The organism is Streptomyces angustmyceticus, assembly GCF_019933235.1.
Lineage (GTDB): Bacteria > Actinomycetota > Actinomycetes > Streptomycetales > Streptomycetaceae > Streptomyces > Streptomyces angustmyceticus.
In genome coordinates, this window is sequence record NZ_CP082945.1 from 5,203,522 (window position 1) to 5,223,838 (window position 20,317).

Consider the following 20,317-nt stretch of genomic DNA (forward strand, 5'->3'; position numbering starts at 1 on the left):
CAGATCACCGACGCGAGGAGGACCGCACCGTGAGCGGCGAGAGTGACCACACCCGGGGCAGCGACGAGACGCCCGGCGAGGGCGGCGACGGGATCCGCGGCGCGGCCGCGGGCAGCGCGCCGGTGCCGCTGTCGGTGCTCGACCTGGTGACCGTCGGCGCCGGGTACACCGCCTCCGACGCGGTCCGCACGGCCGTCGGCATCGCCCGTACGGCCGAACGCCGCGGCTTTCACCGCTACTGGGTCGCCGAGCACCACTCCATGCCCGGCGTCGCCTCCTCCTCGCCCGCGGTGCTGCTCGCCCACGTCGCCGCCCACACCGAGCGCATCCGCCTCGGCTCCGGCGGTGTGATGCTCCCCAACCACGCCCCGCTGGTGATCGCCGAGCAGTTCGGCACCCTGGAGGCGATGGCCCCGGGCCGGGTCGACCTGGGCCTGGGCCGCGCACCGGGCACGGACGGCGCCACCGCCGCCGCGCTGCGGCGCACCGACCGTCTCCATGAGGGCGCGGAGGATTTCCCCCAGCAGCTGGCCGAGTTGACCCGCTTCCTCGACGACTCCTTCCCCGACGGCCACCCCTACGCCACGATCCACGCGGTCCCCGGCCCGGTCCAGGCCACCTCGCCCGGCGGCGTCCAGTCCCGGCACCGGCCGCCCCTGTGGCTGCTCGGCTCCTCGGGCTTCAGCGCCCGGCTCGCCGGCTCCCTCGGCCTGCCGTTCGCCTTCGCGCACCACTTCTCCGCGGCCAACACCCTCCCCGCGCTGGACCTCTACCGCGCGTCCTTCCGCCCCTCCGCGGTGCTCTCCGAGCCGTACGCCCTGATCGGGGTCGCGGCGCTGGCCGCCGACGAGGAGCGGGAGGCCCGCCGCCAGGTGATGACCGGCGCGCTCTCCATGCTCCGGCTGCGCACCGGCCGCCCCGGGCTGGTCCCCAGCCCCGAGGAGGCCGAGGCGTACCGCTTCGGCGAGCTGGAGCGCGACTTCGTCGACAACTGGCTGGGCAACGTCGTCCACGGCACCCCGGACGCCGTCCGCCAGGGCCTGGACGACCTCGCCAAGCGCACCGGCGCCGACGAGCTGATGATCACCGCCAACGCCCACGGCGGCGCGGCCCGGCTCCGCTCGTACGAGCTGATCGCGGACGCGTACGGGATGTAGGGCGCCGGACGTCGTGGCCGGGGCCGGCGGGGATCGCCGGTCCCTCGGTGAGGGGGCCGAGCCCGGTTCCGTCCGCGCGGAGCGCCTCAGGCGCCCGTGTGGCGGCCCGCGTCGAGGAGGGCCTCGACGCGGTCGGGGGCGACGGGGCGGGAGTAGAGCCAGCCCTGGCCGGTGTCGCAGCCGATCCGGCGGAGCCGCTCGGCCTGCTCGGCGCTCTCCACGCACTCGGCGGTGACCGTGAGGCCCAGCCGGTGCGCCAGCGCCACCAGCGCCTCCACGATCATCTCGTCCGCCGGGTTCGGATGCTCCTGCGAGCGGAAGCCGCGGACGAAGGAACCGTCCAGCTTCAGGACGGACACCGGGAGGCGGCTGAGGTAGGCGAGGTTGGAGTAGCCGGTGCCGAAGTCGTCGATGGCGATCCGTACGCCCATGTCGCTGAGCGCCTGCAGGGCCTGCAGCGGCCGGCCGGCCGAGCCCATCACCGCCGACTCGGTCAGCTCCAGCTGCAGCAGCCGCGGCGGCAGCCCGGTCTCCGCGAGGATCCCGGCGACGTCCGCGACCAGGTCGGAGTCCCACACCTGACGTACGGCCACATTGACGCTGACGAACAGCGGCTGGCCGGGGTGCGCCAGCTGCCAGGCCCGCGCCTGGTGGCAGGCCCGCTCCAGGACCCAGCGGCCCAGCTCGACGATCGCGCCGTTCTCCTCCGCCAGGGCGATGAACCGATTCGGCGACAGCGTCCCGAACTGCGGATGCCGCCAGCGCACCAGCGCCTCCACGCCCTCGGCCCGGCCGTCGCCCAGACCGACCAGCGGCTGGTACTCCAGGGTGAACTCGCCGCGGTCCACCGCCGGGCGCAGGGTGCTGGAGAGCGCCTGCCGGGTCATCCGGTGGGCGTTGCGCTCCGGGTCGAAGAGGGTCCAGCGGGCCTTGCCGTCCTCCTTCGCCCAGTACAGCGTGGTGTCCGCGGCCTGCATCAGGCCGGTCGCCGTGGTGCCGTTGGCGGTCCGCTCCACGACGCCGATGCTCGCCGACACCGACAGCCGCTGCCCGGCCAGGTCGAACGGCCGCTGCAGCGCGTCCAGCACGCACTGGGCCAGCTCGGCCAGCTGGTCGGTGCCGGTGGAGTCCTCCACCAAAAGAGCGAACTCGTCGCCGCCCAGTCGTGCGACGAGGTGGCCGGTGCGGCCCGGTCCGCGTTCCGCCGCGCTCTCCGCGCAGCGCGTCAGGCGCTGGGCGACCGCGCTCAGCAGCCGGTCGCCGACGCGGTGCCCCAGGGTGTCGTTGACGGCCTTGAAGCCGTCCAGGTCGAGGTAGCACAGCCCGATCCGGCCGGTCCCGGACGGCTCGAAGGAGGCGGTCTCCAGCGCGGCGGAGAGCCGTTCGAAGAACAGCGCCCGGTTGGGCAGCCGGGTCACCGGGTCGTGCATCTGCAGATGCCGCAGCCGGGCCAGCAGATCGTGCCGGTCGCTGATGTCCGCCACCGACAGCAGCATCCGCTCCTCGCCGCTGAGCGGTTCCGGCGTCAGCGGCTCGACGGTCACCTCCACCCAGACGGAGTGCCCCTCGGTGTGTTTGAGGCGGCGGGTGCAGCGCAGCCGGTCGCTGCGGCCGCACAGCACCTCGCGGTAGGCGGTCCACACCCGCGGGTCGGCCCCGAGGTCGGTGAGGTCCGCCGCGGTGGCGGCGACCAGGTCGGCCGGGTCGGTGCCGACCAGTTCGCCGAAGGCGGGGTTGGCGGCGAGGACCAGGCCGTCGCGGTTGAGCACGGCCATTGCCAGACGCGCGGCGTGGAAGGTGGCGCGGTAGTCGCCGAGCGAGGCCGCGGTGTCGTCGCAGCGGCCTGCGGGGGCGGGCCGGGCGTCGGCCGACCCTTTGGTCGTACCGTTACGCTCCGTCACTGAGGGAAGCGTCGCTCCCGGCGTGCGGCCCGGACTGTCGGGGTGTCCGCTCACTGCTCGCTCCCGCATGGCGCTTGTCTCGTGAGGAAGGGGGGATCTCGCGCTGGAAAGTGTGGCGATCATAGAGGCTGGTGCAACGGCCGAGCCAGCGACGCAGCCGTGATCATCCGCCCGCGTGACGGAACTTCAGCCATTTCTGCTCGGGTCTGTTCGTGCAGAATGCCCCTTTGGCTGTTTGTGACTTTCCGTTACGAGAGGGCTAAGGCGCGCCGATCACTCTTCCGGATCCGCAAAACAGGACGAATAGCATTAAATCGCCACAGGGTAGATGAGGTCTCCGAATCCGTCCCTGGAGGTATATGTGCCGCGCGCCCGGACACCCGACGGGGTGGATCGCCGCCGTCTGCGGCGCGTCGCGGCCGTCGCCACCTCCCTGAGTGCGCTCATCGCCACCTCGATCGTCGCCGGACCCGCCACCGCCTCCGAGGCGGCCCTCTCCTGCGCCCTGGGACGCACCGACGCGCACCACTCCGAGGGGCTCGACAGCTGGAACGGCGCCTACCCGCGCCCGGACCGCCCGCTCAACGCCGTCATGATCTTCCTGTCCTTCCCGGACGCCCGGCCGACCGCCGTCCCGCGGGAGCTCTCCCGCGACTACTTCCCGGCCACCTCGGGCTTCTTCGACCGAGCCTCGTACGGAAAGTTCCGGTTGCGTCCGCACATCCACCAGCGCTGGGTCCGGATGCCGCGCTCCTCCGTCTCCTACGGGATACGGCGCGACTGGGACGCCGGACGGCGCTCGGACTACCTGCGCGACGCGGTCGCCGCCGCCGACCCCGCCATCGACTTCGGCCGCTACGACGTCGTCTACTTCGTCGCCGACCCCGACGCCCCCGGCGTCGACTCGGACGCCACCAAGGTCGTCAACCTCGAACACCCGATGCACGCCGACGACCGCGATCTGCGCCGGTTCGTCACCGTCTTCGAGCAGAGCCCGCCGGACCGCAACGTCCTCGCCCACGAGACCGGGCACGTCTTCGACCTGCCGGACCTCTACCACCGGCCGCAGAGCGGCAAGGGCGACTGGGACACCTACGTCGGCGACTGGGACCTCATGGGCAGCCAGTTCGGCCTGGCGCCCGACCCCTTCGCCTGGCACAAGTGGAAGCTCGGCTGGATCGCCGACAGCCAGGTCGACTGCGTCGACCTCACCAGCCCCGCCCTGCACTCGCTGCGCACGCTCTCCGCCCCCGAGGAGCCCCGGGCCCAGCGCCGGCCGCGCCTCCTGGTGGTCCGTACCGGGACCGACAGCGCGCTGGCCATCGAGGCACGCGGTGCCATGGGCAACGACCGCGCCCTGTGTGCCGAGGGCGTCCTGGTCTACCGCGTGCGCAGCCGGACGCCCTCCGGGGCGGGGCCGGTGCAGGTCCTCGACGGGCACCCGGGCACCTCGGCCTGCGGGGGCACCTCCGTCTACCCGCCGCTGGCGGACGCGCCGCTGGGCGTGGGGGAGAGCATGGACGACACCGCGGACGGCGTGCGCATCCAGGTCGAGGGGCGGACGGCCGACGGGGACTGGGCGGTCAAGGTCGGGCGCGGCTGACGCCGGCGGCCCGGGGCGCACGGGCGGCGAGGGCGCGGGGACCTCGCGCATACGACGAAGGCCCCCACCGAGGTGAGGGCCTTCGACTGTCTGTGCGCCGCCAGGGACTCGAACCCCGGACCCGCTGATTAAGAGTCAGCTGCTCTAACCAACTGAGCTAGCGGCGCCTGCTGACGGGGAAAACATTAGCATCCTGGTCGGGGAGGACAAAAATCGGTTTGTCTCAGCCCCGGGTCAGCGCCGGAACCGGGTGCTGAGCTGCGGATTCCCGCCCGGGCCCGGCCAGTGAGCGGGCGGCGCGCACACAGGCCCACAGCAGGACGTCCGGACCGGGCAGCCAGGGGTCGCCGACGTCCGGCGCCACCAGCCAGCGGGAGGCGGACACGGCGGACGGGTCGTCGGCGGGCGGGAACAGCGAGCCGTCGCGGGGCGCGTCCTCGGCGGCGCGGCAGCGGGGGTGCAGCGGCGGGACGGTCACCGCGTCGCCGCTGCCGTGGCACAGCAGCGGGGGGACGGCGGCGGCCCACTCCTCCCAGACCAGCAGCGCGGGCAGCCGCTGGGCCGTGCCCGGGGCGGCGAACAGCAGGATCCGTCCGCGGTGCGCCGCCACCGGCCCCGAGCCGGGGCCGGCGGACCATAAGCGGTCGACCATGCGCCGCCCGAAGAGCGCCGGGGCGTTGATCACGTCGAAGGCGGTGCCGCACGGCAGCACGCTGGGGGCGGACGGGCGGGTGGCCCACAGGGCGTGCATCTCGTCCGGGTGGGGGCTGGCGGAGGCGAGCCAGTCGGCGCCCGCGAGGGTGACGTACGCCGCGGTGGGAAAGGCCAGGGTGCGGGGGGTCTCAGGCAGCCAGTCGCTCATGGGGACAGGTCTACCCAGGTGGCGCACGGACACTGAGCCGATCGGCGGAAAACGGGACGGGGCGGCGCGGGAGGCGGTATCTTGCGCCTCTCGCATATGCCAGCGGCTCATGATCATGGACCATGAGCCGCTGTGTGGTCTGGGGGACGGAGGAGGCCGGCGGGACGCTCGGCGGGCCGGGGCGCGTCAGTCCGTGTCGCCCGGCAGCACGCTGCCGCTGCGCATCAGGCTGCGGCCGAACTCGATCATCTTCTGCGCGTAGTCCTCGGTCCACTCGGCCTGCTCGGCGAGCGCGGCCGGCGGCACCCGGTCGAACCGGCTGGGGTCGGCGAGCTGGGCCGCGGCCAGCGCCTGGAACTCCGTGGCGCGGTCCGCCGCGGCGCGGAAGGCGAGGGCCAGTTCCGTGGCGCGGCCGAGCAGCTCGCGCGGGTCCTCCATCGACTCCAGGCCGAAGAAGTGCTCGGGGTCGGCGACGGCCTCGGGCGGCTCGAAGAGCAACTGCGCGGGCTTCATCCGCCGTGGCTCCGGCGCCGTACCGCGCGGGTCGGGGGCCGGTCGCGGCTCGGACATGTACTACCTCCAGATCGTGTGCCGCATTCCATTGTCCCGCCCCGCGCAAGGGGGCCGTGGTGAGGGCCGCCGCGGCGCCCTGGCGCGGAACCGTCCGCGGTCGCGTCCGGCGGCGCCGGGCGGCCCGGCGCGCTACGGGCGCCAGGCCACCCGGTGTTCCGCCAGATGGGCGAGGACGGCGTGGTTGGCCTCCCAGCCGTCCGGGAACTTGACCGTGACGCCGAGGCGCACCGGCTCGGTCGAGGGGTGCTCGTCCAGCAGGTCGGCGACGCCCGCCCGGCAGACCACGATGCAGGCGTGCCGGTGGCGGGAGGCGAGCACGCACAGCCGGCCGGTCTCCAGATGGAAGGCGGTCGCGTCGGGGCGGCCAGAGAGCGGGTGCAGCACGACCGTGACGTCGAACTCGCGGCCCTGGAGGCGGTTGGCGGTGTCCACCGCGACCCCGGAAACCCCCAGCTCGGCGAGCGCGGCGCGGACGGCCGCCGCCTGGTCGCGGTGGGCCGTGCCGACCGCGATCCGGGCCGCGGTGAGCGGCGCGGGGACGGCGGGCCCGCCGCCCGGGTCCCGCTGGGCCTCGCTGGTCGCGGCGCCCCCGCGGTCCAGGAGCCGGCGCACGACCCGCGCCACCGCGCGGACCGCCTCCGGGTCCGTGCGCGGCGTACGGCGGGCGGGGAGTTCCAGCAGGCCCCAGCCGGACTCGGCGGCCTCGTCCAGGACCCGGTCCACCCCCGAGCCGTCGCCCGGCACCCCGAAGGCCAGCCGGCGGTCGCCGTGGCCGGTGCCGCTGCGGAACGGGGTGTACGGATAGAACGCGGCGGAGACCAGCGGCGCCGCCGAGGCGGGCAGCCGCCAGGACACCGGCAGCCGGTGCTGCGGCAGATCGGGGTTGTGGGCCAGGAGGGTGGACACCGCGCTCGCGGACGGGTCGTACGCCAGCCCCGCCCACTGCTCGGCGCCGACCACGCTGAACGGGTCCAGCTGGCCGGGGTCGCCGACGAACAGCGCCCGTTCGAAGAGCCCGGCGACGCTCAGCAGCGCGTCGGACCGCATCTGGTACGCCTCGTCCACGATGGCGTGCCGCCAGGGTTCGTCGACCTTGGTGTACGCCCATTTCGCGGCCGTCGACACGACGACGTCCATCCCCGCCAGGTCGGCCGCCTTCGCGGACGTGCGGACCGCGGGCAGCTCGGCCAGCGCCGGGTCGAACGCGCCGGGCTCGCTGCTGTGCAGCCGGCCCACCGGCAGCTGCGGGTCCTTCTCGGCGAGCCGCAGCACCAGGTCGTCGACCTGGGCGTTGGTCTGCGCGACCACCATCAGCGGGCGCCCGGCGGCGGCGAGTTCCCGGGCCGCCCGCACCACGAGGGTGGACTTGCCGGCACCGGGCGGGGAGTCGACGACCACCCCGCGCCGGGAGCCGTGCAGGGTGTCGTGCAGGATCGCGTCGGTCGCCGCGGCGGCCGCGGCGGCCGGGTCGAAGTCCTTCGCCGCGGGGGCGGGCTGGTCCTGAGGGTCCGTCATACGGCCATGCTCTCCGGGACGGCCGGCTGCCGGGTGCGGATCACAGGAAGTCCTCCGTGGTCACGGGGTCGGGGGCGGTGTGCGGCGCGTCCCCGGGCCCTGGCGGCGGGCCGCCGTGGGTCCACGGGGTGTCCTCGGGGTCGGGGAGTTCCGGGCCGCCGCGCGGGGCGTGCTCGAACAGCGTCCAGCACACCGTCTCGCCCGGCTCCGGCACCGAACCGGGCTCGGGCGTCTTCCCGCGCCCCATCCCGCCGGTCAGCCGCACCACCAGCACCCCCGGCTCCCCGGCCGCGGGCGCCACGCACTCCCCGGTCTGGGTCCTGCCGTCGGCCAGGGCGCGGTAGAGCTTGCCGCCCTCGGACAGCTGCGGCCGGTCTGCGGTGTGCAGGGTGACCAGCGGGCGCGGCATCGGCCTTCTGCCCTCGGAGAATGACTCCTCGACGGCGGTGACCGTGCCCTGGAACGCCTCACCCGCCAGCCGGCGTCCCGCCATCACCAGCGGGTCGTCCAGGGCCTCCTGGGCGTCGAGCTGGGCCTGGGCGGTCTCCCGGGCGGCGAGCTTCTGCGCGGCGGTGACCGCGTCGTCCTGCCGGGGCTGCGGGGGCTCCCCGGCGCGCACCCGGTCGCGGTGCGCCGTGTACGACCAGCGGTCCCGCTTCCAGCGGTCGGGGACCCGGGCGCCCTCGGGCAGCTCCCGCAGCAGGTCGAGGCCGTGCCACACGGCGTCCCAGGTCGGCCGTGACTGCCCCTCGACCAGGGCGCGCAGCGCGTCCTCGGCGCCCGGCAGCCCGGCGTCGTAGCGGGCCATCGCGGGGGCCAGCAGCCGGTTGTCGAACGCCGGGTCGGTGGCCGGGCCGGCCGGCGGGCACAGCAACTGCCCGTCCGCGTCCCGCGCCGACTCCGCGCGCTCGGCCGCCTCCCGGCCCGACAGCCCCGCCGGCGGGTCGATCCAGGCGAGCAGCGCGCCCAGGTGCTGGTCCTCCAGTGCGCTCTGGCCGCTCGCCCAGTGGCGGGTCAGCAGGTCCGTCATGGACAGCAGCAGGCTCGCGCCCGGCACCCGAGCCCGCTCCCCGAAGTGGGTCAGCCAGCGGCCCAGCAGCGGGACGTGCGGTGGCGCGGGGTGGGGCGCCTCCGGCTCCTGCTCGGCCGTGCGCCGGAACCGCATCGAGCGGCCCAGGAGCCGGACGAAGTCGATGCCCGCGGCACTCGGCACGATCAACTGGGGCGCGTCCGAGCACAGTTCGACCTGCACCGGGACCTTCTTGCCGGTCTCCGGGTCGGTCTCCTTGCGCTCCTCCCACCCGATGGCGTCCGCGAAGCCGTCCACGTACGGCAGTACGGTCTCCGCCAGCTCGGCGAGGAACGCGAACCGCAGATCGCGGTCGCGCGGCTGCGGGACGGCCAGCAGCGCCGGCTTCTCGCGGTCCGTGCCGACCAGCGCGCCCAGCGGGGCGCCGGCCTCGCCCGCGGTCGTCAACGGGACCAGGACCATGGGACGTTCGGACAGATGGCGGTGCCGGACCGTGCACCGCGGCCGCGCCCGGCCCGCGGCGACCGCCTCCATCCGGGCCAGCGTCTCGATCAGCGACATCCCGGCTCCTTTGCTCGCGGGGCCGGCACGGCGGCACCGGCCAGTGCCTCGGCGCGCAGCGCGGCCGCCCGGCGCAGCGCCGCCACCGCCGGGTCCCGCTCCGCCTCCGGGTCCGCGGGATCCTCGCCGGCGCCGGCCGCCGCCAGCACCTCCTCGACGGTGCGCAGCGAGCCCAACTCGCCCCGGACGCCGCGCCCCAGCGCCTCCACCGCCCCGTCCTCGCGGGAGCGCCCACGGCAGTGGAAGGCCAGCTCGCAGGCGGCCAGGCACTCCGGGACGTAGGCCGCGCCGACCGCTTCGACGGCCTGCGCCAGCTCCTCGGGCGGGCGGGTCGCCGTCCGGCCGTCGTCGGCGAGCCGGAGGTCGAAGGTGGTCTCCGGGGGGAGCGCCTCGGCGATCTCCTCGACCCGGGTGAGGCGGGCCAGCTGCCGCCGGGTCGTGGCCAGTTGCTTGCGGACGTCGACGGCGGCGGCCGTGGGGAGGTTGGAGAAGTCCTTCGGGCACACCAGCAGCGCCCGGTCGCGGACGTGGACCGGGCGGCCGGTGCGCGCGGCGGTGTGCCGGGCCACCGGCTCCAGGGCGAGGACGTACACCGCCGCCTGCCGGGCCGCGGCGCCCACCTTGGCGGCGTCCGCCGAACCGTCGATCATCGGGAAGGACTTGATCTCGACGACCGTCCAGCTGCCGTCCGGATGCACCACCACCGCGTCCGGCTCCACATAGGCGGGCGAGCCGGCCACCTCGACGGCCAGCATCGGATGGTCGAGCAGCGCCCAGCCGCCGGCCGCGGTCGCCTCGCGCAGCGCCAGCGCCGTACGCGCCGTACGGCCCTCGGGACCGGCCGCGGACAGATCGGGGGTGGCGACCTCCTCCGGGGCGGGCGGCGGGGTGCCGGGCGCCAGCCGCTCGTGCAGCAGCCGCAGCAGGTCCGTGCCGCCGTCGGACTTCACCCGTGCCTCGAAGGCGTTGCCGCGGACGATCGCGAACTGGGACCGGCCGTACGCCGCGGGCGAGCCCAGCGCCTGGGCCAGCGCGCCCTTGTCGACGCCCGCGCCGTCCAGCAGCGCGCGGCGGCGGCAGCCGGGGTTGGCGGCCAGCGCGGCGAGCGCACGGGCGTCGAGGGGGCGGGGACGGACACCGGGGCCGCGCAGCTCGGCGAGCCTGGCCCGGCTCACGCGGGGGGACTCCCCCGGCCGCGGGCCCGGTGCCGCCGGCGGCACCGGCGAGGGGGCGGCCGACGCGGGTCGACCGTCGCGGAAAACGTTCACCCGCCGAAGTCTCGCATCCGCCGCCGACATGCGGGGCGACCGCCCGCGGACCGGCCGCCCGCGCGGACCGCTCCCCGACGGCGCCCGTACGCCGTACGACAGCCCCGCCGGGCCGCCCCGGACCGCCGGATCCGCTGGTCACCGGCGCGACGGCCGCCCCGGCCGGGGACAAATCGACCCGGTGCGCGATGATGGAAATCCCGCGGTCGACGCCGCCCGCACCGAGCAACGACAAGCCGAGAAGTCGGCGAGAGGTACGACCATGGCACCGCGCATCTTCCTGGCCAGACACGGGCAGACCGAGTGGTCCCGCTCCGGCAGGCACACCGGCCGTACGGACATCCCGCTGCTGGACGAGGGCCGGCGCGGCGCCGAGCTGCTGGGCGAGCGGCTGCACCGCGCCCCCTGGGACGGCCTGCCGGGCGTCGAGGTCCGCACCAGCCCCCTGGTGCGCGCGAAGGAGACCTGCGAGCTGGCCGGCTTCGGCGACCGGGCCGAGCCCTGGGACGCGCTGATGGAGTTCGACTACGGCGCGTACGAGGGCCTGACGCCGGCCGAGATCAAGTCGGCGCGGCCCAACTGGCTGATCTGGCGCGACGGTGTGCCGGAGGGCGAGAAGCTCGCCGAGGTCGCCGCGCGGGCCGACGAGGTCGTCGGCTGGGCGCGGTCGGCCGACCGCGATGTGCTGGTCTTCGCACACGGCCACATCCTGCGTGCCCTGGGCGCCCGCTGGCTGGGCCTGGACATCTCCTTCGCCGCCCGCATCCGGCTGGAGCCGACCTCCCTGTCGGTGCTCGGCTGGGCCTACGGCGAACCGGCGATCGAGCGGTGGAACGACACGGGGCACCTGGGGTGAGGGACGCGGCCGGCTCCCGGGCCCGTGCCGTGCGGGCCGCCTGACCGCCCGTCGGATCCGGCCGGGGCCGACGGGCCGGGCGCCGTCAGCGGGCGGCGTCCGGGGCCCGGCCCCCTTCCCCGTCTCCGTCCCCTTCCCCGTCCCCGGACCGGGCCGAGGCCGCGTGCCGCTCCAGGAAGCCGGCCACCGCCCCGCAGTCGCGGTGCGCGCGCAGGGTGCGGGCGGTGCCGTCGAGCATCGCGCGGATCCGCGCCGAGCGGACCCGGGTCAGCAGCGTCAGCACCCGGTCCCCGGCCGCGGCGGCCTCCTCGGGGGCGCCGCTGTCCGCGAGGTCGCCCGCGAGCTCCGCGGTGAACAGGGCGATATTGCGGCTGAAATGGGGGTCCTGCAGCGCCACCGCCCGGCGCGCGTGCTCCACCGCGCGCCCCGCCTCACCCAAGGCCGCCCAGCACTGCGCCTCCAGGCCGGCCAGTTCGGCCTCGCCGTAGAACGTCATCCACTCCGGGTCGCCGTCCCGCGGCCCGCCCGCGAACAGCCGCTGCGCCCGCGCCAGCGCCTGCTCGCAGCCCGAGCGGTCCGCCAGCCCGGCCCAGCCGCCCGCCTCGCGCAGCGCCAGCAGCGACAACAGCCGCGGCGAGGCCAGGTGCTTGGCGGCCTGCTGCGCGGCCTGCGCGGCGCGCACCGCCTCGCGCGGGCGCCCGGCGTCGCGGGCGAGGAAGGCCGTGTTGCAGAACGCGTGCGCCTCCAGGGCGGCGTCGCCGCAGACCCGGGCGGTGGCCAGCGCCTCGGCGTAGTGGGATCTGGCGTCGTCGAAGCGCCCCGAGTCGTGCGCCAGCCAGCCGACGGTGATGGCGAGTTCACCCGCCCCCGCGTGCAGCCGGTCGGACACCGCTCTGCGCTGCACGCCCGCGTCCAGCAGCTCGTAGGCGGCGCGCAGCGGGTGGGTGGCGCGGCGGTAGATGCCCTCCGCGCCGTGCCGGTCGTCCAGCAGCCGGATCTGCCGGACCGCCTCCTCGACGGCGGTGGCCTCGGCGGCGCCGACGCGGCCGCCGGACGCCGCGCGCGGGCCCGGCACGGGGGCGGAGACGGCGGCAGCGGCCTCGATGGGGTGCAGGGCGGCGAAGCCCAGGGCTGCTGCCGGGCCGCCGGTGATGAACGCGCGACGCAGCACGTCGCTCTCCTCGAAGATCTGGATACGGGTATCGCGGTGGTCGGGGTCGGTTGCCAGGGGCACGGCGCTGACCGCCGCCGTACGCGCCCCCCGTCCGCGTACCGCCTCGCGCGGCGCGAAGCCCATGTCGGGCAGCGTCAACCCCGGGAACATGTGCCGGAACACCCGCTCGTAGGCGTAGTTCGGACACCGGATCTCCCCGGACTCGACGCGCCCCACATAGCGGGCGTCGCACGAGACCTGCTCGCCGATCTCACGGGCGGACCGTCGGACCGCCGCCGCGAACTCGCCCGGTGACAGCCGGCCGCGCAGCTGTCGGAAAGCGAGGTTCGGGCGGGCGGGTACGGTGCGGGACGACGCTGAACTTGCTGCTGGCGACGCCATGGCGGACCCTCTCCGTGCCCTCTCCGTGCCATCAGGTGGCGTTGCCGCCTCCTGGCGGTGCGGCGGGTTGACCGTACCGGCTGTGATGGCTCCGATACGGAGAGTTTGGCCACAAATCGGATATCTCGCGCGCGATCTGCCATGAACTGCCATCCTTTGCAGCGTTACGCCGCCGTAGCTGTTGACACGCCTGACCGTTGGAGACGGTGTAAAGGGTCGGGTGCGTGCAGGAGGAGGGGTTCTCCGTGTGGGAGACCGGCGTGAGCAGGGGCGGCAACGGGTCCGCGGGCCAGGCCGTCGCGGACGGGGCACCGGACGTTCCGGCGCAGTCGTGCGACCTCGTGACGGTGCCCGCCCGGCAGGGGCTGGAGGCCGTCGACATCCTCCGGCTGCGGGACGGCGTCGGCCCCGTCCTGCACGACGGCGCCTGCGACACCCTCGGCTTCCTGGTGCCCGCGGGCACCGCGGCGGGCTGGGACGTGCCGGGCAGCGCGTGTACCCAGACCTCCGGGCGGGGCCTCGCGCTGGGCGCGCTGTGCGGTGAAGGGGCCGGGGCGGAGCCGCCGGTGACCGGCACCGGCTGGCTGGTGCCCCCGGAGGGCGCGGGCGCCGCCGCCACCGACCCGGCCGTGCTGCGCGCGGCGCTCGGCGAGGCGGCCCGCACCATCGAGGCCGTCGACCGCTGTCAGTGAGCAGCGGCGCGGGGTTCCGCCCGGCCGGTGCCGGACGGCCCCCGCGGGCCCTCTCGCCCGTGCCCTACGTCCCGTGCGGGGCCGATGCGCCGTCCCGGGCCGGGCGGGGGATGGTGGTGGCGCCGCGCCGGTCGCCGAGCCGGCGCTGTACGCCGCGCAGGAGCCGGGGCGCGGTGAAGTCCGCGCCGTGCACGAAGCGCATCGCCGGGCCGAACGACGCGGCGGTCAGCGGCCCCGCGAAGAACAGTCCGGGCCAGGACGACTCGAACCCGGCGCTCAGTTCCGGCAGCCGGCTGCCGCCCACCGTCCGCAGCGCGCTGCGCACCTGGGGGACGAGCAGCCGCAGCCGCCCGAGGTCGGGGCGGTATCCGGTGGCCGCCACCACGTGCTCGGTGTCCAGGGTGTCCGTCCGGCCGTCCGTATGGGCGAGGTGGAGCCGCACCCCGTCGCCCCGCGGGGCCGCCGCCCGGATCCGGTGGTTCAGCAGCACCGGCACCGCCTGCTCGAACCGCTCCCGCAGCCACCAGGCGCCGGCCGGGCCCGGCGCGGTCTCGGCGAGGCGCACCCGGGCCGCCGGGGGCAGGTGGCGCACCGCCCACGGCGCCCGCCACCACAGCCGGCCCAGCCGGCCGGTGCCCGGCCCGGCGGGCGGGTCGCCGCGCTCCGGCGGCTGCGGCGGGGAGGTCCAGCGCAGCCGGTCGGCGCGGGCCACGAGGCGGGGCCGGGCGCCCTGTTCGGCGAGCAGGACCGCGGTCTCCAGCGCGGACTGACCGGAACCGATCACGGTGACCCGCCGGCCGGAGAAGCGGCGCGGTTCGCGGTGGTCGCTGCTGTGCGAGGCGAGGTGCGGGGGCAGTTCGAGCAGCGGACCGGGGCGGTTGACGAACGGCATCGCGCCGACGGCGAGCGCCACCGTCCGGGTCGTGATCCGCTCCCCGGTGTCCGTCTCGACGCGGAAGCCGTCGCCGTCCGGGCGCACGGCGGTGACGGTGACCTCCTCGGCCTGCGGCACCGCCCGTTCGCCGAACCATCTGCCGTACGCGATGAACGTGGCGAGGGGGAGCGGGGCGCCGGGCCCGGCGGCCGGGTCGTGGGCGGCGCGGAAGTCGGCCAGGGTGTGGCCGCCGTCCGGGGCGGAGAGGCCGGAGGAGCGGGGCCCGGAGGTGAGGAGCATGCCGTCGGGCATGTGGTCGCGCCACGTGGCCATCGGCCGGCCCAGGACCCGCAGCCGCAGCCCGGCCGCCGCCGCGTGGGCGGCGACCGAGAGTCCGTAGGGGCCGGCGCCCACCACCACGAGGTCGTACATGGAAGGTTCCTGCTCTTTCTGTTCGTGCGGGGCGGAGGGCGGTCGGGGGCCGGTGCGCCGGACCGCGGGCCCCGAAGGCGCCGGCCGGGCTCCGCGGAGCCCGGCGGCCGCGGCCGTGCCTACCTGTTCGGGAGCGGGGTCGGGTCGGGGGACCGGGACGGGTCCGGCAGGGAGACCGCCGCCGCGGGGAACGCGGCGGCCCGGCCCTGCTGCGGGGGCGCCGCCACGGGGATCCGGCGCCGGGCGGGGGCGCCGGCCAGCGCCTGTGCGTACACGGCCGTCAGGGCCTCGGCGCTGCGGGCGATGTCGTAGCGCCGCACCACCGGCGGAACCGGCAGCCGGCCCGGCCCCTCGCGCCGCAACTCCCGCAGGGCGGTGCCGAGTTCGTGGACCCCGAGGCTGAAGCGGCGGGCGCCGGGGGCCTGGTCGGCGGGCAGTTCGTCGACCGCCGGGCAGCTGCCGTAGAGCACGGGCAGCCCGGACCCGAGCGCCTCCAGGACGGCCAGCCCGAACGCCTCGTCCGGGGAGGGTGAGACGAAGACGTCGATGGCCGAGAGCAGGCCGGGGATGTCGGGGCCGTCGGCCGCCTGTCCCTCCGCCGCCTGCCCGCCGGGTCCCCAGGCGCCGGGGCTCCGCCCGTCGAACGCCGCGTCGACCGCGCCGTCGCGCTCGCCCAGCAGATGGATCCGGTCGCCCGAGCCGAACTGCTCCGCCATCCGCCGCAGCGTCTCCCGCTCCGGCCCCGCCCCCGCCAGCAGCAGGTGCACGCCCGGCAGTTGGGTCACCGCGCGGACCAGGACGTCGAACCGCTTGCCGGGCACCAGCCGCCCCGCACCACCGATCACGAACGCGTCCAGCGGCAGCCCCAGCCGGGTCCGGACCAGGGCACGGACCGCCGGATCGAATGCAAAACGGTGCGCCTCGATGCCGTTGGGCACCACGTGGATGCGCTGCTCCGGCACGCCCCAGCGGCGCAGCCGGGCGGCGACGGTGTCCGAGACGGCGACCGTCGCCGTCCCCAGCCGTTCGGTGGCCCGGTAGAGCGCGCGGACGCCACGGGTCAGCCGGCGTCCCTCGATGACCGCGTCGCCCAGCGAGTGCTCGGTGGCCACCACGGCCCGTACGCCGGCCATCCGGGCGGCGATCCGGCCGTAGACGCAGGCCCGGTAGAGGTGGGTGTGGACCAGGTCGTAGCCGCCGCCGCGGATCAGTCCGGCGAGGCGGGGGAGCGCGGTCAGGTCCCGGTCGCCGGTCATGCCGAGGTGGGTGACGGGGGTGCCGTCGGCCTCGATGCCCGCGGCGACCGGGCCCGGACGGGTCAGGGTGACGACCTCGCAGTGGGCGGGCAGCCGGCGCAGCAGCAACCGCAGCTGCTGCTCGGCGCCGCCCACGTCGAGGTCCGTGATGACGTGCAGTACCTTCACCGGATGCCTCCTGAAGTAGCGGCCGGGGTCGTGGTCTGGTCCGCGGGCAGCGCCCGCGCGAACGGCGGCACGCGGGCCGGTGCGCCCGCGCTCATCCGCGTCCCCTCCGCGCCCGGGGGACCGCGGCGCGCAGCAGGATCCTGACGTCCTGCCACAGCGACCAGCTGTCGATGTAGAGGTCGTCGAGGCGGGCCCGGTCCTCGACGGCGGTGCCGCCGCCGAACCCGTGCACCTGCGCGAGTCCGGTGAGGCCGGGGCGCATCCGGTGCCGGGTGCCGTACTCCGGGTGGGCCCGGGTGTGCCGCTCGACGGCGGCGGGGCGCTCCGGGCACGGCCCGACCAGGCTCATCTCACCGCGCAGCACGTTCCACAGCCGGGGCAGCCCGGCCGGCGCGGCGCGCCGGAGCAGCCTGCCGGCCCGGCCCGTGCGGCCGTCGTCCGCCGCGCCCGACGGCGTCGCCGCCCCGTGCGCGCCGCGCGGCGGCAGGGTCCGGAGCGTCAGCAGGGTGAAGGGGCGCCCGCCGCGGCCGGTGCGTTCCTCGCGGACGAGTACGCCGGGCCCGTCGGCGAGCCGCAGCGCCAGCGCCCAGCCGAGCAGCAGCGGGGCGGCGAGCACCAGGGCCGGGCCGGCCAGCGCCAGGTCCAGCGCCCGTTTGGCCGGGCCGCCGTGCCGCGGCGGGGAGGTGTCCAGACGCCGGCAGGGGAAGCCGCCCAGCCGGTCGGTGCCGGCGTACGGGGCGCGGCCCTCGCGGGCGGCCGCCGGGCCGGCCAGCCAGATCGCCGAGCCCTGGTCGATGAAGCGGCGCAGCAGCGCGGTCGTGTGCGGATCGGCGTACGGCGGCAGGGTGAACACGGCGTCGCGCACGGTGTGCCGGATGACGGCGCGGGTGATGTCCTGCGCGGTGGTGAGCCGCGGCGGACCGCCGCGGGCCGGGGGCAGCGCATCGGGTCCGCCGGGCGGCGCCGGGGTGACGATGCCGACCGGGCGCATGCCGTACTCGGGGTGGGCGTGCAGCACGGCGGCCAGCCGCCGCGCGGCCGGGTCGGTGCCGACGACCAGGGCGGCGCGCGGGCCGCGGCGGGCGGCGTTGCGGCGCGCCCGGTGGACGGTGGCCCGGCCGGCGCAGACCAGCAGGGTGTGTGCCGCCACCGCGCCCGCCAGGACGGCCGGCGGCAGCGCCCGCCCGGGGTGGAGCGCGGCGAGCACCGCGGCCACCGCGCACCAGCAGACGGCGGACCGGCCCAGCAGCGCCGGCAGGTCGGTCGGCACGCGCGGGGCGGGGCCGGGACGGTAGAGACCGGCGCGGGCGTGGAGCAGCAGGACCAGCAGCACGGCGGCGGTCGCGGCCGGCGCCGTCCCGGTGCCGGGGACGAGCAGCGCGGTGCCGGTGGTGGCCAGGCAGTCGGCGGCCAGCAGCGGGGCGACGGTCCGCCGCCGGGCGCCGCGGCCGGGCCGGGGCGGGGGCAGGGTGGCGCGGCCCGGCCCGCGGGGCTGCCGGACGGCGGCGGCCGGCCGGGGCAGGGCCGGCGGCGGGAGGGCCCCGGCCGCAGGCGGCGCGTCCGCGCGCTCCGTCGTCATCGGCCGACCCGCTCCCTGGTCTCCGGGCGGGCCGCGGGCTCCGGGACGGCGGGGATCGCCGGGGCCGCCGGGACGGGCGGGGCGAGCAGTTCGCGGTACAGCCCGAGGACGGCGGCCGCGGTGTCCCGTACGTCGTAGCCCGCCCGCATGTGCTCCAGCGCCCGCTGGCCCAGCGTCGCGCGCAGCCCGGGGCGGGTCAGCAGGCCGCGGACGGCCCGGGCCAGCGCCGCCGGGTCCGTGGGTGGCACCAGGCAGTGCGCCGCCGCGCCGGGCGGCAGGCACTCCCCGGCCCCGCCGACGTCGGTGACCACCACGGGCCGGCCGCAGGCCATCGCCTCCAGAGGGGCCAGCGCCGCGCCCTCCCCGCGGGACGGGAGGACGACCAGATCCGCCGCCCGGTACCAGGGGACGGCGTCCCGCGCCGCGCCCGCGAACCGCACTCCGGGCGGCGCGGCGGCGTGCAGCAGCTCCCGGTCAGGGCCGTCGCCGACCAGCACCAGCCGGGCGCCGGGGACGGCGGCGGCGACCGCGGGCCACGCCCGCAGCAGCGACAGCTGGCCCTTGCGCGGGCACAGCCGTCCCACGCACACCACCAGGGGCGCGTCCGGCGGCAGATCACCGAGGGCGGGCAGGTCCCGGCGGAGCGCACGCCGCACCGCGTCCTCGCGGTGGGCGGGCGCGCAGCGGTCCAGGTCCACCCCGTTGGGGATCACCGCCCACCGGGCCGGCACCCCCGCCCCGGACCCCCGCAGCCGCTCCGCCTCGCTCGCGCACAGCACCCGGTCCGCCCGGCGCGCGGCGTACCGCTCCCCGCCGAGCGCCGCCCGCGCCGTCGCCCCTCCGGCCGTCTCGAAGGCCCAGGCGTGCGGCTGATGGACCGTCGGGACACGGCCCCGGACGGCCAGGCGGACGGCGCACCCGGCCCGGCCGCCGTGGCTGTGGACGAGGTGCGGGCCGACCGCGCGGATCAGCCGGGCCAGCCGCCAGGTCTCGGCGGCGAGCGCCGGGCCGGGGGACGGGCGGACCGGCCAGGGGACCACGTCGGCGCCCGCCGCCGCGGCGTCCCGGTGCAGCGTGCCACCGGGCGGCGCGGCGACCACGGACCGCACGCCCGCCGCCGTGTGGCACCGCACCAGGTCGGTGACGACCCGGGCGACCTTGCCGTCGACGGGCCGGGAGACATGGAGCACCGTCGGCCGCTCCGGGCCCTGCGGGTCTTGTCGCAGCACGTACTGCTCCCCTGATGACCGGGCGGACAGAACTCTGCGGGAATTGCCGGGGCGCGCCGGTCAGTGCCTGGTATCGGTCTGCAGGAAGAGCGCGCCGAGCAGATATCCCGGATTGCTGGTGGTGAAGCGGAAGGTGAGCCGGTCGCCGCCGGGCCGCAGCGCGGGCGTGATGTCGAATACGTCGGAGTCGAATCCGAGGGTGTTGCGGTGGGCGGGCAGCCGCTTCGTCTGCCGGCCGAATTCGGTGATCGTCGAGTTCATCACGTGGCGCGCCGGATTCGCCGCGTCGTGCACCCTGTGCGCCGGGTGCCGGCCCGCCCGCACGGAGAGCGCGCCCTTTCCGCAGCCGCGGTCGGCGTCGTATGCCACGACACCGGCCCGGCCATGCGAATGCGCCGGGATATTCAATCCGTTCAGCCGAACCGAAAAACTGCGATGGCCGCTTCCGAGCGGCTGGAAGCCATCCCACAGGACGATTCTGCGCAGCGGCTTTCTGCTGTTCTCGTACGCGGCCACCAGCGTCCAGCCGCCCCAGGTGCCGGCCGGGGAATCGCCTTTGGCGACATTGATCCGGCCGACGGTGTAGGTGCCGGCGCCGCTTTTCCGCACCAGTTCGGTGACGTCGGCCGACGCCTGGAAGCCGTCGGCCGACGCGGTGGTGCGGCGGCCGGTCAGGGTGTCGGCGAGCACCTGCTTGTAGTGGCCGCCGGGCCCGGCGAACAGCACCCGCCCGTTGTCACCGGCCCGCTTGTGCGCGCTGCCCCGCAGGTTGCCGCCCCAGTACAGCCGGGCGTAGCTCACCCGGGAGCCGGCCGGCAGGCGCAGTCGCGCGCTGCTGGAGTTGCTGGTGCGGGCGTCGGAGTCGACGTCGGCGAACGCCGTCCGGTAGGCGCTCCGGTGGCCGGCGCCGCTCTGCTGGGCGGCCGGGCACGGCCGGGCCGCGCGGTGTCGCGCGGTGGTGCGGGCGATCGCGGAGTTGGCCGCCCGGGCGATACCGCCGTGCTGGGTCACGTGATAGCGCTCGGTGAAAGGAATTCGTGTGGATTCACCGGTGGCCGGTGCGGCCGACGCCGAAGACAGGGCGGCAGACAATGCCAAGGAGGCCACTGCGCATACGACGCCGCGCGCGGTGCGGTCCATCGACTTCGGCATGTCTTCCTCTCCGACTTCTATCAGTCAAACTGGAGAACACTCTGACAGAAATCA

At 76.5% G+C, this 20,317-nt stretch carries 16 protein-coding genes and 1 tRNA gene; 4 read left to right on the plus strand and 13 right to left on the minus strand.

The features are described 5' to 3' along the window. The first annotated feature begins 29 nt into the window (after window positions 1-29). Window positions 30-1,157, plus strand: a complete 1,128-nt coding sequence (locus tag K7396_RS23360; protein ID WP_086719268.1) for an LLM class flavin-dependent oxidoreductase — start codon at window positions 30-32, stop codon at window positions 1,155-1,157. 86 nt (window positions 1,158-1,243) lie between these two features. Here K7396_RS23360 and K7396_RS23365 read toward each other — a convergent pair whose 3' ends face one another. Beyond that, entirely contained in the window at window positions 1,244-3,058 is a 1,815-nt protein-coding gene (locus K7396_RS23365) for a putative bifunctional diguanylate cyclase/phosphodiesterase (protein ID WP_086719269.1), read from the minus strand. 361 nt (window positions 3,059-3,419) lie between these two features. Between K7396_RS23365 and K7396_RS23370 the strand changes: the two genes are divergently transcribed. Then, complete coding sequence (locus K7396_RS23370) at window positions 3,420-4,661, plus strand: M6 family metalloprotease domain-containing protein (RefSeq protein WP_223660414.1); 1,242 nt, start codon at window positions 3,420-3,422, stop codon at window positions 4,659-4,661. 93 nt (window positions 4,662-4,754) lie between these two features. Here the strand turns inward: K7396_RS23370 and K7396_RS23375 are convergent. The 6 genes from K7396_RS23375 to K7396_RS23400 all read right to left on the minus strand — a co-directional run bounded on the left by K7396_RS23375 (window position 4,755) and on the right by K7396_RS23400 (window position 10,500). Continuing rightward, window positions 4,755-4,828, minus strand: a tRNA-Lys gene (locus K7396_RS23375). 56 nt (window positions 4,829-4,884) lie between these two features. Then, complete coding sequence (locus tag K7396_RS23380) at window positions 4,885-5,523, minus strand: bifunctional DNA primase/polymerase (protein WP_086719271.1); 639 nt, start codon at window positions 5,521-5,523, stop codon at window positions 4,885-4,887. A 186-nt stretch (window positions 5,524-5,709) separates the two neighbouring features. Continuing rightward, window positions 5,710-6,093, minus strand: a complete 384-nt coding sequence (locus K7396_RS23385) for a hypothetical protein (protein ID WP_174886873.1) — start codon at window positions 6,091-6,093, stop codon at window positions 5,710-5,712. A 132-nt stretch (window positions 6,094-6,225) separates the two neighbouring features. Beyond that, window positions 6,226-7,611 (minus strand): AAA domain-containing protein, encoded by a 1,386-nt coding sequence (locus K7396_RS23390; protein WP_086719273.1) that lies wholly within the window; start codon window positions 7,609-7,611, stop codon window positions 6,226-6,228. A 40-nt stretch (window positions 7,612-7,651) separates the two neighbouring features. Further along, entirely contained in the window at window positions 7,652-9,202 is a 1,551-nt protein-coding gene (locus K7396_RS23395) for a hypothetical protein (RefSeq protein WP_086719274.1), read from the minus strand. Continuing rightward, a complete protein-coding gene (locus K7396_RS23400; protein WP_373866895.1) occupies window positions 9,193-10,500 on the minus strand; it encodes a hypothetical protein in 1,308 nt (435 codons plus the stop codon). The genes K7396_RS23395 and K7396_RS23400 overlap by 10 nt, the downstream gene beginning before the upstream one ends. Window positions 10,501-10,732: 232 nt before the next feature. Here K7396_RS23400 and K7396_RS23405 point away from each other — a divergent pair, with 232 nt between their 5' ends. Further along, window positions 10,733-11,326, plus strand: a complete 594-nt coding sequence (locus tag K7396_RS23405) for a histidine phosphatase family protein (RefSeq protein ID WP_086719276.1) — start codon at window positions 10,733-10,735, stop codon at window positions 11,324-11,326. An 85-nt stretch (window positions 11,327-11,411) separates the two neighbouring features. On the opposite strand, the gene K7396_RS23410 is transcribed toward K7396_RS23405, so the two are convergent. After that, window positions 11,412-12,881, minus strand: a complete 1,470-nt coding sequence (locus K7396_RS23410; RefSeq protein WP_086719277.1) for a transcriptional regulator — start codon at window positions 12,879-12,881, stop codon at window positions 11,412-11,414. A gap of 224 nt (window positions 12,882-13,105) precedes the next feature. Between K7396_RS23410 and K7396_RS23415 the strand changes: the two genes are divergently transcribed. Next, entirely contained in the window at window positions 13,106-13,573 is a 468-nt protein-coding gene (locus K7396_RS23415; protein WP_223660175.1) for a hypothetical protein, read from the plus strand. A gap of 64 nt (window positions 13,574-13,637) precedes the next feature. On the opposite strand, the gene K7396_RS23420 is transcribed toward K7396_RS23415, so the two are convergent. From K7396_RS23420 to K7396_RS23440, 5 genes are all read right to left on the minus strand, one after another. After that, entirely contained in the window at window positions 13,638-14,879 is a 1,242-nt protein-coding gene (locus K7396_RS23420) for an NAD(P)-binding domain-containing protein (protein WP_086719279.1), read from the minus strand. Between the two features lie 119 nt (window positions 14,880-14,998). Next, a complete protein-coding gene (locus K7396_RS23425; protein ID WP_086719280.1) occupies window positions 14,999-16,303 on the minus strand; it encodes a glycosyltransferase in 1,305 nt (434 codons plus the stop codon). A gap of 91 nt (window positions 16,304-16,394) precedes the next feature. After that, window positions 16,395-17,882 (minus strand): sugar transferase, encoded by a 1,488-nt coding sequence (locus K7396_RS23430; protein WP_152104448.1) that lies wholly within the window; start codon window positions 17,880-17,882, stop codon window positions 16,395-16,397. After that, window positions 17,879-19,111: a glycosyltransferase family 4 protein gene (locus K7396_RS23435; RefSeq protein ID WP_223660176.1), complete on the minus strand. Its 1,233-nt coding sequence runs from the start codon at window positions 19,109-19,111 to the stop codon at window positions 17,879-17,881. The genes K7396_RS23430 and K7396_RS23435 overlap by 4 nt, the downstream gene beginning before the upstream one ends. Before the next feature lie 60 nt (window positions 19,112-19,171). Further along, a complete protein-coding gene (locus K7396_RS23440; RefSeq protein WP_223660177.1) occupies window positions 19,172-20,122 on the minus strand; it encodes a hypothetical protein in 951 nt (316 codons plus the stop codon). Window positions 20,123-20,317: the final 195 nt, after the last annotated feature.